The sequence below is a fragment of the Bacillus sp. BR3(2024) genome, assembly GCF_039134555.1.
Taxonomy (GTDB): Bacteria; Bacillota; Bacilli; order Bacillales; family Bacillaceae_G; genus Bacillus_A; species Bacillus_A cereus.
On sequence record NZ_CP152433.1, the window covers coordinates 2,122,818 to 2,138,253 of the forward strand.

Consider the following 15,436-nt stretch of genomic DNA (forward strand, 5'->3'; position numbering starts at 1 on the left):
AATGTCTTATCGTAACATTTAGAATAATTTGACGAGTGTAAATGAATTAGATTATCATAATGATAAATATCTTTTTTATGTATGCATATAATATATAAAAAGGTGGTTGCTAATGTAGAATTTTGTTAGAGTATTAGAATGCTTACTTCACTTGAATAAAATTAAGTAGGAGGTGGCTTCCTTGCTTACAAAGTAAGTAAGGAAAAGTATTTGGACATATATAGTATAAGTATAGTGATTGTTTTAATTGCCTTAACGGCATTTTTCGTTGCAGCAGAATTTGCAATTGTTAAAGTGAGAAGTTCACGAATTGACTATTTAATTGCAGAAGGAAATAATCGTGCAACATCGGTCAAAACAGTCATTACAAACTTAGACGAATATTTATCTGCTTGTCAGTTAGGAATTACTGTTACAGCTTTAGGAATTGGGTGGTTTGGTAAACCTGCGTTAAAGCAAATGTTTGATACGCTTTTTGCAAATTGGAATATCTCTACTCAACTAGCAGACATTTTTGCTGTAACTTTAGTATTTTTGTTAATTACTTTTTTACATGTTGTAATAGGGGAATTGGCCCCAAAAACATTTGCAATTCAAAAATCTGAACAAGTGAGTTTGCTTGTTTCTAAGCCGTTAATTTTCTTTTATCGTATTGCATTCCCATTCATTTGGCTATTAAATGGTTCAGCTCGAATCATTACGAAGCTGCTAGGGCTGAAACCGCCGAAGGGGCATGATGAGGTTCATTCAGAAGAAGAATTACGGTTGTTAGTTTCAGAAAGTTATAAAAATGGTGAGATTAATCAATCTGAATATAAATATGTAAATAAAATTTTTGAATTTGATGATCGGATTGCAAAAGAAATAATGGTACCTCGAACTGAAATGAATATTATAAGTAAAGAAATGCCTGCTGAAGAAGCTTTGCAAAAAATGTCTCGCGAAAAATATACAAGGTATCCAGTTGTTGATGGCGACAAAGACCACGTAATAGGTTTTGTGAATTTTAAAGATATTTTTACTGAGTTTGTACAACATAAAGCTGTTAATAAGAAGACAGTAGAGCAATATGTGAGACCAATTATTTTAGTTATCGATTCTATTCCAATTCATGATTTGTTTTTAAAAATGCAAAAAGAAAGAACACATATTGCTATATTGATAGATGAATATGGTGGGACATCTGGACTTGTTACTGTTGAAGATATTTTGGAAGAAATTGTTGGAGATATTCAGGATGAGTTTGATACGGATGAGCAGCCAGAAATTCAAAAGGTTAGTGAAACGAAGACGATACTAGAGGGAAAAGTACTTGTTAGTGAAGTGAATACGTTATTTGGTTTAGGGATTGATGATGATGGTGTTGATACAATCGGTGGTTGGATTTTAACGAAGAATATAGAGATTGCTGAAGAGGATTCCATTGAAATTGAAAATTATAAGTTTTGTGTGAAAGAATTAGATGGACATTATATAAAAAGATTAGAAGTTACAAAGATAGTAGAATCGATTGTTATTTTAGAAGATGAAAAACAAATTTCGTTACAAGAGCAAATTAGCTCGTAAACTCTGCTATATAGCAGAGTTTTTTTGAGCATAATGTTTTTTGAGGGATAGGGGCTATGATACAATGACATAAGTTGAACCTTTCACTAGGTGAAGTATTGTTGTATACATATATTTGGAAGGAGAAGAAGTATGAAAAAGCATTTATATATAAACGGAAGTTGGAAATCTGTAAACACGTATAAACCATTATACGCACCATATTCTGAAGAAACATTAGCGGAAATTGCACAAGGAACGGAAGAAGATGTAAAAGAGGCTGTTACTGCTGCAAAAAATGCAATGACAAAAATGAATAAATTATCTGCATATGATCGTGCGACTATTTTAGAGAAAGTTGCACAAAAAATGGATGAAAGAAGAGAAGAATTTGCAGAGATTATTGCAAAAGAAGCTGCAAAACCAATACGTGCTGCAAGGGGAGAAGTAGATCGTACTGTTCAAACGTACAAATTTGCAGCTGAAGAAGCGAAGCGTATATATGGTGAGACATTGCCATTAGACGCCGCACCTGGTGCAGATGGGCGTATTGCATATACAATCCGAAAGCCGATTGGGGTTATAGGGGCTATTACACCATTTAATTTCCCATTAAATTTAGTAGCGCATAAAGTTGGACCAGCAATCGCTGCCGGAAATACAGTTGTATTAAAGCCAGCTGATCAAACGCCATTATCATCTTATGCATTAGTTGAGTTATTTGAAGAGGCAGGATTGCCAAATGGAGCTTTAAATATCATTTCTGGCCCTGGCCCCACGGTTGGTGAGGCAATCGTCAAAAATGATTACGTTGCTTCTATTACTTTTACCGGAAGTCCAAAAGTTGGAATCGGAATAAAACAAAAGGCTGGGCTAAAACGAGTTACGTTAGAACTAGGCTCAAATGCTGCTGTTATTATTGATGAAGATGTAGAGTTAACAGATGAAATAATTGAACGTGTAAAATGGGGAGCATTTGTTAATAATGGGCAAGTTTGTATTTCAGTACAACGTGTTTTTGTACATGAAACGAAAATACATGAATTTCTCTCAAAGCTAAAGAAAGCGATGGAATCAGTTGTTGTTGGTGATCCATTGCTTGAGGAAACGGATGTATCAGCTTTAATTTCAAAAAAAGATGTAGAGCGAATTGATATGTGGGTTCAAGAAGCAATTAAGGAAGGAGCAACTGTTTTATGTGGTGGTAAGAAGCAGGATGCAAGAATTTTTGAACCGACTGTATTAACAAATGTTCCAGATCATGTATCTGTGCAGTGCCAAGAAGTATTCGGTCCACTCATGACAGTAAATACATTTAAAGAATTTGATGAAGCGATTGAGCAAGTAAATAATTCGCGTTACGGCTTACAGGCAGGAGTATTTACAAATAATTTATTTAAAGCAATGCGTGCAATTGATGAGCTAGAGGTTGGTGGTGTCATGATTAATGATATTCCAACGTTCAGAGTAGATCATATGCCTTATGGTGGTGTGAAAGAAAGTGGCACGGGACGCGAAGGAATTAAATATGCAATAGAAGAAATGACAGAAATGAAATTAGTATGTATTAAAAAATAAAGTGGAAAAACTTAAAACTTGCACTAAAAAACGAGTAGGAAATGTTTACGATTCCATACTCGTTTTTTACGCTTCTAGTAACTATTTAATTAAGTGTAACTTTTACTTCATTTCTTGTTTGAAAATAGTATCTTCTACATAAATTTGTTCTTTATCTATAGCAGTAGCATGAGTTAATACTAAACCGATTGGTGTTTTTGTATCTTTATTTTGAACAATTGTAAAAGGAACATTTTTTTCGTTTGCTAATTTAATGTATTTTGATAAATGTGGGTAAGCAATGCCACCATTTAGGAGGAGTTGTAATGATTGAGAAGAGCGCATGCTACCCGCCACTTCAGAGTATACATTACTTTGCATTACTTGACCGATTGTTAAAGCGATTTCCACACGCTCACGTAATGTAGTTAAATACATATTACGTTCTTCTGGTTTGTTTTGCTTTTGGCCGTAAATGCCTTCTTGGAGATAATCTTCCACATTTTTATTTACCATATTTTTCACACCTTTCATTTTCTATTGTACGCAAGAATTAAAAATGATGCAAAAAAAAGTCGTTTTGACTACGGAAATAATGAAAATATGTGAAGGAAAAAGGGGATTTGTATACAATTAGTTAAATAAGAAAGAAAAAATAATTTTATCAACAGAAATTAACAAAATGTGACAAAAATCTATTAACGAATCGTATTTTTTGTGTTAATATTCAAAATATAAAGGGTATTCGTCGTATGGAAATGGAGGGAATGGAGGTTTTTCCAATCGATAAGGATATTAAAGAAATATTTTGTTCACACTTGAAAAACAATAGGCACCAATTCGTAGAGAACTGGAAAAACAAAATGATAATTTCCGAAAAAGATCCATTTAAACTAGAAGTAGTTCAAAATGGAGAGGATTTACTAGAGTTAATTATCGAACTTACTATGGAAGATAAAGATATAAATTATCTTCAACCGTTATGTGAGAAAATTGCTATTGAACGTGCTGGAGCAGATGCGAATATTGGAGATTTTGTTTATAACGCAAACGTGGGAAGAAATGAACTTTTCGAAGCGATGTGTGAATTAGATGTTAGCGCTCGTGAATTGAAACCAATTATGGCAAAAATACATACTTGTTTTGACAAATTAATTTATTATACCGTTTTAAAATACTCGGAAATTATATCGAAGAATTTAGAGGAAAAACAGCAATATATTAACGAAACACATAAAGAAAGGCTGACGATTTTAGGGCAAATGTCAGCTAGTTTTGTACATGAATTTCGTAATCCGCTTACTTCCATTATGGGGTTTGTTAAATTATTAAAGGCGGATCATCCGAGTTTATCGTATTTAGATATTATTTCTCATGAATTAGATCAATTAAATTTTCGTATTTCGCAATTTTTACTCGTATCGAAAAAAGAAATGTGGAATGAATCGGAACGGTTTTGGCTTAATGACTTGTTTCAAGACATTATACAATTCTTATATCCGAGTTTGGTCAATGCGAATGTTTTGATTGAAAAGAATTTACCGTATCCAATTCCGCTTGTTGGTTATCGGAGTGAAGTGAGACAAGTATTTTTAAACATATTAATGAATTCAATTGATGCTCTTGAATCAATGAAAGAAGAACGAAAAATTATCATTGATGTATTTGAAGAAGATCAAGCTATTCGAATTGTGATAAAAAATAATGGACCAATGATTCCAGCTGAAAATGTAGAAACGATTTTTGAACCATTTGTAACTACTAAAAAGTTAGGAACTGGTATTGGATTATTTGTATGTAAACAAATTGTGGAAAAACATAATGGATCCATTATGTGTCGATCAGATAACGATTGGACAGAATTTCAAATTGCATTTCAAAAATAAACAGTCTACACCAAATGAATGGTGTAGACTGTTTTAATTTGTGAGTATAACGGCTTCTAATTTAGGATCTTTAGTTGAATAACCTACTATTGAAATTGTATAAATAACATTTGGTTCAACATTGAATTTTGGTATAGTCAATAAAACGTTTTTATTATCTGCGAGTGAAATTTCAATATCTGCTGTACCAGGGCTAACTTGCAAAAAATCTGTTATTTGTTTAAAGAGTACATTTTCAAATAAATGATCCCCATCTTTTAAATCTACGTTTACAACAGGGGTATCTAGAGAGAAATGTGCAAACCGTATTTTGGCTTGACCAGCTGGTAAATGTGTATTATCAAGTATAGGCTGTAATTGTAGGTGATTATCACTATTTATTGCAGCAAGAGTATAAGTATGATTTCCCATTATTGGTACCAACGCTGAAAAGATTGGAGTTTCATTTCCGACAGGAACAATATCTATACGGTATTTACCTTGCACTAATGATAAATAAGGGCTGAATTGCTTAAATGAAATATTTTTAATAACCTTTTGTCCGTTTACTAAAATGTCAACCGCTGGTATATTTGGATCGGCATGAAAAATTCTTATATGTGACGGTAAAGCAGCTTCTTGTGAGTCTCTTGTTTCATACGCCTGTACAAGTTTTGATAGTGCATCGTAATATTTCATATATAATTCTATATATTTTTTAGGATTACGAAACTGATAGTAACGTGCGAGTTGTTCGTATTGTGTAACTTCTTGTCCATATTTTTCGATTTCAGATTGAGACATGAACATTCCTCCTTTGTCATCATTAAAACTATATGCGAAGCAAGAAAGCGGTTATGCAAAAAAAATGATTTTATAAAGGGAAAATTAAAAATTGACAACAAATATGTTTTCATAAAGAGGTGCTGGTGCTTACGAGAATTTCGCAGAGTAAAGCAGTACATATGACTGTACGAAAGTAAAATAAATGTCAAATTGAAAGTGCATTTCAATTAACATATTGAATACATGTCCAAAAATCGCTAGAAAACTAGGGATTTTTTTAATTATAGGCAAATACACATACAAAGTGATAATTGTCCTACATAAATTATAAAGGAAAGATACTTTGAATCTGAGGAAAGGAGTGCCACTTCGGGATAGGGATATCCCGATAGTAATTGTGAATGAAGTTATGAAAAGGTTTTGTGTTATAGGCTGTAGGATGAATTTGTAAACTTCATTTTTCTATTTATTTTAGCAATTGACAGTATTAACCCATAAGAGAGCGTCATGACGAACTGATTAGTGTGGTTAATCGGTTCTTTTTTTATAGTTTAAAACTGAAAAGTTTACATAATGAATAGGAATCTGAATTGATTAGTAAGGTGGGTGTCGAAATTTGTTTTAAAATATGCAATTTAAAGTAGGATAATAGGAAGGAGTTTAACGGGAGTTCCGTCGAAGTGTACAGAATGTCGGCATTTAAGGACAGTTGGCATTATGCTATAAAAACATTTGGTGATGTAGTCATTTCATATAAAAAGGAGGGTTATTTGGGCGTATAGAAAAGGGTTGGTCTTCGGTTTTTTAGTTCTGAATTTTCTGTTTTATAAAAATTTTTAAGCACTCATTTGTATATTTTATAATAGTTTTTTGATAAATTCACTGCTTTTGCAGAGGATTCTTTTTTATGAAAGAAACGTCAATTTTCTTCATATATATACAAATTGGAGAAATGGGGGAGCGCTATGCGCGATTACTTAATTAAACCACTTGTTGGTCAGCCGTATCCAATGATTTCACATGGAAAAGGTGTTTATTTGTATGATCAAAATGGCAATAAATATTTTGATGGTTCGTCAGGAGCAATTACGGCAGGTATTGGGCATGGCGTAAAGGAGATTGCAGACGTTATTAAAAAGCAAGCTGAGGAGATTGCTTTCGTTTATAGATCACAGTTTACGAGTGAACCAGCTGAAAAATTAGCGAAGAAGTTAAGTGATTTAAGTGTAGGAGATTTGAACTGGAGTTTTTTTGTAAATAGTGGCACGGAAGCGAATGAAACAGCTATGAAAATTGCAATTCAGCATTTTCAAGAGCGAGGTATTCAAGGGAAACATAAAATTTTATCAAGATGGATGAGTTATCACGGTATTACGATGGGTGCTTTATCGATGTCTGGGCATCCACTACGTAGACAACGTTTCGTATCTATTTTGGAAGATTATCCGACTATACCAGCTCCATATTGTTTCAGATGTCCTGTTCAAAAGGTATATCCAACTTGTCAGCTGGCATGTGCGACTGAACTAGAAAGATCAATTGAAAGAATTGGTGCAGAGCATATTGCTGCTTTTATTGCTGAGCCGATTATCGGAGCAGCTGGAGGCGCGGTTGTTCCGCCGAAAGACTATTATAAAGTCATTAAAGAGATTTGCGACCATTACGATATTTTATTTATTGCGGATGAAGTAATGACTGGGCTCGGTCGTACTGGAGCATGGTTTGCGATGGAGCATTGGGGCGTAGAGCCGGATATTATGACACTTGGTAAAGGGTTAGGAGCGGGATATACACCGATGGCAGCGACAGTTGTAAGTGATCGTGTTATGGAACCAATATTACGTGGATCACGTTCAGTAATGAGCGGTCATACGTTAAGTGCAAATCCATTGTCTGCAGCAACGGCTTTAGCTGTTATTGAATATATGGAGAAACATAATCTTCCTGAAAAAACAGCAGAAAAGGGAGAGTATTTAATAAAAGGCTTACAGAAAGTTCAGCAACAATCGACAATCATTGCTGATGTGCGCGGAAAAGGGTTGCTAATCGGGGTAGAATTGCAACCGTTTACAAAAGCGTCAGAGCTTATTTCAGTTGCAGCTAAAAATGGTCTGCTGTTATACCAAGCAGTTTCAGGGCAAGCAGGAAAAGAAGATAGTGCACTGCTTGTAGCACCGCCAATGACAACTACATATTCCGAGTTAGATGAATTACTTTCAATTTTCTCTAAAAGTGTGGAAGAGATGATGCAAAAAGGAGGGCATAGTATCGCATGACAACTATTACAAATACATTCGGTAAATTAAAAGAAATTGAGGAAGTAATTTCTTTGTTCCATGATGATATGACATTGATGTTTGGGGGATTTGGAGGGATTGGATCCCCTCCATCTTTAATACAGGCAATTTTAGAAAAAGGCGTTACAAATTTAAATTTAATTGGAAATGACACTGGATTTCCTGATGTAGGTATCGGTCGTCTTGTTACAAATGAAAGAGTTAAATCAATAATTACTTCTCACATTGGCTCCAATCCAAATGCAGGAAGGCAACTAAACGAGGGAAGGTTACAAATTGAGTTTTCTCCGCAGGGAACATTAGCAGAGCGTATTCGCGCTGGTGGCGTTGGTCTTGGTGGTGTTTTAGTTGATGTTGGTGTTGATACGATTGTGGAAGAGGGAAAACGAACAGTTGAAATGAATGGTAAGACCTACTTAGTTGAAACAGCATTAACTGCTGAAGTTTCAATTGTATATGCGAAAAAGGCAGATCCGTTTGGTAACCTTGTATTTGACAAAAGTGCACGAAATATGAATCCCCATGTAGCTATGGCTGGGGATATAACAATTGTAGAAGCAGAAGAAATAGTCCCGCTTGGAAGTTTAGATCCAGAGGAAATTGTCGTTCCAGGTGTTTTCGTAAATTATATTGTACCGTCGGAAGGAGTGAACTGGAAATGGGTATGGGCGTAGAAGTGAGGGATAAGATTGCTAGGCGTGCGGCGAAAGAAATACAAAATGGTATGATTGTAAATTTAGGTATTGGCATACCATCGCTTGTACCAAATCATTTGCCTGAAGATATAAATGTTATGTTTCATGCGGAAAATGGAATCGTCGGCATGGGACCAACGCCAAGTAAAGGGAATGAAGATGAAAATTTGTGTAATGCAGCAGGTTTACCAACTTCTCTTATAACAGGAGCGAGTTATTTCGATAGCTGCACAGCGTTTGGGATGATTCGAAAAGGTTTGCTAGACATAACGATTCTTGGTTCATTACAAGTAAGTGAAAATGGTGATTTAGCAAACTGGATTGTACCTGGAAAACGTGTTCCAGGTATTGGTGGAGCAATGGATTTAGCACAAAAAGCGAAGCGGGTCGTTGTTGTGATGAATCATGTTGATAAGTACGGAAATGCAAAAATTGTTTCAGAGTGTACATTGCCATTAACTTCAAAGAAATGTGTAGATTTAATTATTACTGATATGGCAGTCATGGAGGTAACTCCGAGTGGACTTATATTACAAGAATTAATGAGCCCATACACAGTAGAAGATGTAAAACGACATACAGAAGCTGATTTTCAAATTAGTTCTAACTTACTAGTAATTGAATGAAGGGAGATGTAATATATGGAGCAATTAAAAAAGCAAGTTTGTGATTATATTGAGAGCCATGAAGAGGAAAGTGTGAAATTTTTAAAACGATTAATTCAAGAAAAGAGCGTATCTGGTGATGAAAGCGGTGCGCAGGCAATTGTGATTGAAAAATTACGTGAATTAGGTTTAGAGCTCGATATATGGGAGCCTTCTTTTTCTAAAATGAAAGATCATCCTTATTTTGTATCACCCCGTACAAGTTTTTCAGATAGCCCAAATATTGTAGCAACTTTAAAAGGAAGTGGCGACGGGAAATCTATGATATTGAATGGGCATATTGATGTAGTTCCAGAAGGGGATGTGAATCAGTGGGAACATCATCCTTATAGCGGTGAGAAAATCGGAAATCGTATATATGGCCGTGGAACGACGGATATGAAGGGCGGAAATGTCGCACTTATGCTTGCGATGGAAGCGATTATTGAATCTAACATTGAATTAAAAGGAGACATCTATTTTCAAAGTGTAATAGAAGAGGAAAGTGGCGGAGCAGGGACATTAGCAACTATATTACGAGGATATAAGGCAGATGGTGTCATTATTCCGGAGCCTACTAATATGAAGTTTTTCCCGAAACAACAAGGTTCCATGTGGTTTCGTCTACGTGTAAAAGGGAAAGCTGCACACGGTGGAACGCGCTATGAAGGGGTTAGTGCAATTGAAAAAAGTATGTTTGTTATAGAACATGTAAGAAAGCTAGAGGAGAAAAGAAATAGTCGAATTACAGATCCGTTATTTAAAGAAATTCCGATTCCAATTCCAATTAACATTGGGAAAATTGAAGGAGGGAGTTGGCCAAGTTCTGTTCCCGATGAATTAATTTTAGAAGGAAGATGCGGTGTTGCGCCGAATGAGACTATAGAGGCGGCAAAAGAAGAGTTTGAGAATTGGATTGCTGAATTAAATGATGTGGACAATTGGTTTGTTGAAAATCCAGTAGAAGTAGAATGGTTTGGAGCGAGATGGGTTCCTGGTGAACTAGAAGAGAATCATGAACTCATTACGACACTTCATCACAACTTTGTTGAAATCGAAGGGAACGAACCAATTATTGAAGCATCTCCGTGGGGGACTGATGGAGGTTTATTTACACAAATTGCAAACGTACCAACAATAGTATTTGGTCCAGGAGAGACGAAAGTAGCACACTATCCAAACGAATATATAGAAGTTGATAAAATGATAGCTGCCGCAAAAATTATTGCATGTACATTACTAGATTGGTGTGAGGTGAAAAAATGAAATACTATGAATCTTTTAGAGAACAGACGAATTGTTATACAGTAGAAGGTGTTTTAGATTATTTTAATAAGCGTATTCGGGTAGATCACTATACAGGAAATGTTGAAAGTATTATACAGACAATTGACGAACTAGCAGAGAAACATTCTTTCACTAAATGTATTATTAAAGGAAAGGGAGAGCATGTTTCAACATGGCTCTCTTTCGGTTTTTTGTTGGAAGCAACGATACCTCATTATTTTCAAGGACACGATGCATACTTTTTTGTGAAATATAATAATGATGAAAGACGAAATAGTATGCATTGGATTGAGGAAGATACTATATTAAGCGGTGTAAAAGGAAAAGAAATAAAAGAAAAAGTAGTTCCAGAGAAATTTTTGCTGAGAAAAGCGACTGAAGAAGATGCAGAAGAATTAGCAACTGTATTCGGAAAAGTATTTGAAGTGTATCCGACACCTTTAAATGAAGCGAGTTATGTATTACAGACGATAAAAGAAGACGATACAATTTACTATGTGTATGAATTTGAGGGGAAAATTATTAGTACAGCATCTGCAGAAATGAACATAAAGGAAGGGAATGCAGAATTAACGAATTGTGCTACTTTACCTGAATACCGTAAACATGGATTTATGAAAAGTTTACTAATTAAATTAGAGGAAGAACTTCAAGAAAGATCTATTTTCTGCTCCTATACAATTGCTCGATCGCTTTCTTTCGGAATGAATGCTGCCTTTCATCAATTAGGCTATACGTATACAGGAAGACTGGCGAATAATTGCTACATTTTCGATAAGTTGGAAGATATGAATATATGGGTGAAAGATCTATCTAGCTATTCGAAAGCAGTAAAACTTCCGCCTCAAAATTTGGCTGTAAAGCAAAACAGTTAGGTGGAGCTGGGTGTTTGAAAAAGCCGTACTAATTAGAGTTTCGAGTTATCTAATGAAAATATGAAATTGATTAAAATTATAGAACGGAATCGTCATGCTTACAATCGCACATAGGTGTGCCGAAAATTCGGCATGTAATTGCTGGATTTTCGGCAAGAGGGGGGATGACATTGCTAGCAGTTTCGACACAAGAAGTCATTGAAGCGATTTTGGGCAGTATTGATGAGGCTATACACGCTGTAGATGAAAATGGAATTACAATATTTTATAATTCTGTAGCTGCAAAACACGATGGATCGAAGATTGAAAAAGTGTTAGGGAAACATCTGTTAGAAGCGTTCCCGTCTTTATCAAGGGAAACGAGTACATTGATGAAAGTACTAGATACAAAAAAACCTATCGTACATCAGGTACAACATTATCAAAATTTAAATGGTGAAGATGTTTGTACAGTAAATACGACGTTACCTATTTTTATAGATGGGAATATTGCTGGGGCTGTTGAAATTGCAAAGGATTACTCTACAATTCAAAAGCTTACTGACACAATTGTTGACTTACAGTCGAAAATAAAGCGATCATCTAGAAAAAAAGTGATTAAAAAGCACGCTGCATTTGAGACGATAGTGACAAATGATACGCGGTTTAAACAGACGAAAGAGTTAGCACAAAAAGTAGCACCAACAGACGCGAATGTTTTAATATATGGTGAAACAGGAACAGGAAAAGAACTGTTCGTACAAGCAATTCATGAAGCTTCTAAAAGAAAAAACAAGCCATTTATTGCACAAAACTGTGCAGCTTTACCAGAGTCGCTATTAGAAAGTTTATTGTTTGGAACGACAAAAGGAAGCTATACGGGAGCGATTGAAAGAGCTGGGCTATTTGAACTTGTTGATGGTGGTACATTATTTTTAGATGAACTGAATTCAATGCCTCTTGATTTGCAGGCAAAAATGTTACGAGTGTTAGAAGATGGAGTCATTAGAAGAATTGGTGATAATAAGACGAGAAAAGTAGATGTTCGTGTTATTACCGCGATGAACCAGCCTCCAGAAATATGTTTACGAGAGAATAAAATTCGCACTGATTTATATTATCGCTTAAACGTATTTTCATTATATATCCCACCGCTTCGTGAAAGAACTGAGGATGTACTATTATTAGCATCTTATTTTTTGAAAGAATATAATAAAAGTTATAAAAAAGGTGTACTTCAAATTGATGAGGAAGCGAAAGATAGACTGCAAGCTTATCAGTGGCCTGGAAATGTACGGGAGTTAAAACATACGATTGAACATGCTGTTATTATTGCAGAAGGGAATACATTAACAGCCAATTGTTTACCACGTACATTTCGGAAAGAGAAGTTTTCGAAGAAGAAGGGTATAATGCCACTTAGAGAAGCACTTCATCAAACAGAAAAAGAATTAATAGATCAAGCGTTGATTGAAACGGAAGGGAATATATTACAAGCCGCAAAAATGTTGGGTATCCCTCGTCAAACGCTTCAATATAAACTGAGCAAGTACGACAAAACCGCCGAATAATCGGCGGTTTTTGTGTGTTTGCACCAATAAAAGAGCGTTTACATATATAAAAAGTAATGAATATGATGTTAAGTATTGATTTCATACAACGCTTAAAAATATTTTTTCGCTTATGTAATAGGGTTCTCCGCACATTTACTTATCAACAATGTAAAGTTGGCATAACTATTGCTTATATAAAGGATGAGCGTATAAAAAGGGGGAATAGCAATGTTACATGATGTATACAAACCAAATCGTCACTGGAAGGATATCGAATTATGGAAAGATGTTACTGAAGAGCAATGGAATGATTGGGTTTGGCAATTAACGAATACGATCAAAACGTTAGATGACTTAAGAAAAGTAATTAACTTAACACCTGAAGAAGAAGAGGGCGTTAAAATTTCAACGAAAACGATCCCGTTAAACATTACACCGTACTATGCTTGGCTAATGAATCCTGATGATCCACGCTGTCCGATTCGGATGCAATCAGTACCGATTTCGGAAGAGTTATATAAAACAAAATATGATTTAGAAGACCCACTTCACGAAGACGAAGATTCACCAGTTCCAGGGCTAACACATCGTTATCCGGACCGTGTACTATTCTTAGTAACAAATCAATGTTCTATGTATTGTCGTTACTGTACACGTCGTCGTTTTAGTGGACAAATTGGAATGGGTGTACCGAAGAAACAATTAGATGATGCAATTGCTTATATTCGTGAAACGCCACAAGTACGAGATGTATTAATCTCCGGTGGTGACGGACTTCTAATTAACGATAAAATTTTAGAATATGTATTAAAAAATTTACGAGAGATTCCGCATGTTGAGATTATTCGTATCGGAACGAGAGCACCAGTAGTATTCCCACAACGTATTACAGAAAACTTATGTAACATTATTAAAAAATACCATCCAGTATGGTTAAATACACATTTCAATACATCTATTGAAATTACTGAAGAATCGAAAAAGGCATGTGAAATGTTAGCGAATGCTGGTGTTCCAGTCGGAAACCAAGCAGTAATTTTAGCTGGTATTAACGACAGCGTTCCAATTATGAAAAAACTTATGCATGACTTAGTAAAAATCCGTGTACGTCCATACTACATTTATCAATGTGACTTATCTGAAGGTATCGGTCACTTCCGTGCACCAGTATCTAAAGGTCTTGAAATTATTGAAGGTTTACGTGGACACACATCTGGTTATGCTGTTCCGACATTCGTTGTTGATGCGCCAGGTGGAGGCGGTAAAATTGCACTTCAGCCAAACTATTTAATCTCACAAAGTGCAGATAAAGTTGTGCTTCGTAACTTTGAAGGTGTTATTACGACGTATCCAGAGCCAGAGAGCTATATTCCAGGAAGAGCGGAAGGATACTTTAAAGAGATTTATCCGAACTACGAAGAAAAACGTTCAGATGTTGGTATCGCAGGTCTTATGAGCGATAAGAAATTTAACCTCGTTCCAGACGACTTACAGCGTATGAACCGTCGTAAAGACTACGAAGATAATGATACTCATGCATCTTTAAAAGATAAACGTGATAAGCGCGATCAATTAAAAGATAAAAAATATCAAGCACAAATGGCTAAGTTAGAAGAAAACGACAAAAAAACTGAGGGTGATGCAGTATGAATTGTATGTGGTGTGACAGTACAGAAGCGAAAGAAAGCTTGAATACTGTATATTGGGAATTACCAGATGGTACGAAAGCCATTGAAATCCAAGAGACACCATGTATTTCTTGTTCCTCGTGCGGGATGGACTATCAATCAGACCATACAGTAAAAGAAATTGAAGATCAATTATTCTTAATTTACACGAAAGATTTACCAAAACAACTAACATATGAAGAATTAATGGGAAGACCGCGTCTATTAAAAAGAAATTATTTCGACTTTTAACCAGCTTTTATGCTGGTTTTTTTCTTTTTTGCCTTGTATAATGTACCCAAGTTAGAAAGGTAGGGAATATTTTTGAAAAAGACATTTTACCATTATATGATGAAGCATCGTGCAGCTTTATTTAGAAATGAAATTTCAGATTTAGCAGAGGCGATGTATGATGATTTAAGTTTTCCGAAGCAATCTGAAGACTATGATGAAATTAGTTCATACTTAGAGTTGAGCGGAATGCTAGAAAGTATGTCTATATTTGATGAAGCCTGGGATTTATACATACAAGATAGATAAAAACTATTTGAAAACATACAGAATACATTACTTTATTTAAAGTGAAGTATTCTGTATGTTTTTTATTATGAAATTTGTTGATTTGAAGCTAGTCTAGTTACTAGCTTTTTTTTGAGTGCAATGTAAATTTTATAAGATTATATTTT

The 15,436-nt window shown here is 35.0% G+C and carries 14 protein-coding genes; 12 read left to right on the forward strand and 2 right to left on the reverse strand.

The genetic code is table 11. The features are described from left to right. Nucleotides 1–210 precede the first annotated feature (210 nt). Both V7S45_RS11035 and V7S45_RS11040 read left to right on the forward strand, forming a co-directional pair. Entirely contained in the window at nucleotides 211–1,566 is a 1,356-nt protein-coding gene (locus tag V7S45_RS11035; protein WP_000356254.1) for a hemolysin family protein, read from the forward strand. A 132-nt stretch (nucleotides 1,567–1,698) separates the two neighbouring features. Continuing rightward, a complete protein-coding gene (locus tag V7S45_RS11040; protein WP_065382285.1) occupies nucleotides 1,699–3,123 on the forward strand; it encodes an aldehyde dehydrogenase family protein in 1,425 nt (474 codons plus the stop codon). A gap of 102 nt (nucleotides 3,124–3,225) precedes the next feature. Here V7S45_RS11040 and V7S45_RS11045 read toward each other — a convergent pair whose 3' ends face one another. After that, the gene (locus tag V7S45_RS11045; protein WP_000247558.1) at nucleotides 3,226–3,618 is read right to left on the reverse strand and encodes a YueI family protein; all 393 of its coding nucleotides are present in this window, start codon (nucleotides 3,616–3,618) and stop codon (nucleotides 3,226–3,228) included. 236 nt (nucleotides 3,619–3,854) lie between these two features. Between V7S45_RS11045 and V7S45_RS11050 the strand changes: the two genes are divergently transcribed. Beyond that, the gene (locus V7S45_RS11050; RefSeq protein ID WP_000425086.1) at nucleotides 3,855–4,988 is read left to right on the forward strand and encodes a BA2291 family sporulation histidine kinase; all 1,134 of its coding nucleotides are present in this window, start codon (nucleotides 3,855–3,857) and stop codon (nucleotides 4,986–4,988) included. A 33-nt stretch (nucleotides 4,989–5,021) separates the two neighbouring features. On the opposite strand, the gene V7S45_RS11055 is transcribed toward V7S45_RS11050, so the two are convergent. After that, nucleotides 5,022–5,771, reverse strand: coding sequence for a DUF4397 domain-containing protein (locus tag V7S45_RS11055; RefSeq protein WP_342761807.1), 750 nt, complete (start codon nucleotides 5,769–5,771; stop codon nucleotides 5,022–5,024). Between the two features lie 947 nt (nucleotides 5,772–6,718). Between V7S45_RS11055 and V7S45_RS11060 the strand changes: the two genes are divergently transcribed. From V7S45_RS11060 to V7S45_RS11100, 9 genes are all read left to right on the forward strand, one after another. Then, nucleotides 6,719–8,029: an aspartate aminotransferase family protein gene (locus tag V7S45_RS11060; protein WP_001205882.1), complete on the forward strand. Its 1,311-nt coding sequence runs from the start codon at nucleotides 6,719–6,721 to the stop codon at nucleotides 8,027–8,029. Next, nucleotides 8,026–8,724, forward strand: a complete 699-nt coding sequence (atoD, locus tag V7S45_RS11065) for an acetate CoA-transferase subunit alpha (RefSeq protein ID WP_000208102.1) — start codon at nucleotides 8,026–8,028, stop codon at nucleotides 8,722–8,724. Before V7S45_RS11060 ends, atoD begins: the two co-directional genes overlap by 4 nt. Next, the gene (locus tag V7S45_RS11070; RefSeq protein ID WP_000525293.1) at nucleotides 8,709–9,371 is read left to right on the forward strand and encodes a CoA transferase subunit B; all 663 of its coding nucleotides are present in this window, start codon (nucleotides 8,709–8,711) and stop codon (nucleotides 9,369–9,371) included. Before atoD ends, V7S45_RS11070 begins: the two co-directional genes overlap by 16 nt. 15 nt (nucleotides 9,372–9,386) lie before the next feature. Then, nucleotides 9,387–10,655, forward strand: coding sequence for a peptidase (locus V7S45_RS11075; RefSeq protein ID WP_000436698.1), 1,269 nt, complete (start codon nucleotides 9,387–9,389; stop codon nucleotides 10,653–10,655). Beyond that, the gene (ablB, locus tag V7S45_RS11080) at nucleotides 10,652–11,551 is read left to right on the forward strand and encodes a putative beta-lysine N-acetyltransferase (RefSeq protein WP_000878593.1); all 900 of its coding nucleotides are present in this window, start codon (nucleotides 10,652–10,654) and stop codon (nucleotides 11,549–11,551) included. The genes V7S45_RS11075 and ablB overlap by 4 nt, the downstream gene beginning before the upstream one ends. 164 nt (nucleotides 11,552–11,715) lie before the next feature. Next, nucleotides 11,716–13,101 (forward strand): arginine utilization transcriptional regulator RocR, encoded by a 1,386-nt coding sequence (gene rocR, locus V7S45_RS11085; RefSeq protein ID WP_011110073.1) that lies wholly within the window; start codon nucleotides 11,716–11,718, stop codon nucleotides 13,099–13,101. Nucleotides 13,102–13,311: 210 nt separating this feature from the next. After that, the gene (ablA, locus tag V7S45_RS11090; protein WP_000902142.1) at nucleotides 13,312–14,733 is read left to right on the forward strand and encodes a lysine 2,3-aminomutase; all 1,422 of its coding nucleotides are present in this window, start codon (nucleotides 13,312–13,314) and stop codon (nucleotides 14,731–14,733) included. Further along, nucleotides 14,730–15,002 carry a YokU family protein gene (locus V7S45_RS11095; protein WP_000995763.1) on the forward strand — a complete coding sequence of 91 codons (273 nt, stop codon included), beginning with the start codon at nucleotides 14,730–14,732 and terminating at the stop codon, nucleotides 15,000–15,002. The genes ablA and V7S45_RS11095 overlap by 4 nt, the downstream gene beginning before the upstream one ends. Nucleotides 15,003–15,074: 72 nt before the next feature. Further along, the gene (locus V7S45_RS11100) at nucleotides 15,075–15,290 is read left to right on the forward strand and encodes a YozE family protein (RefSeq protein WP_000750717.1); all 216 of its coding nucleotides are present in this window, start codon (nucleotides 15,075–15,077) and stop codon (nucleotides 15,288–15,290) included. The last annotated feature ends 146 nt before the right edge of the window (nucleotides 15,291–15,436 follow it).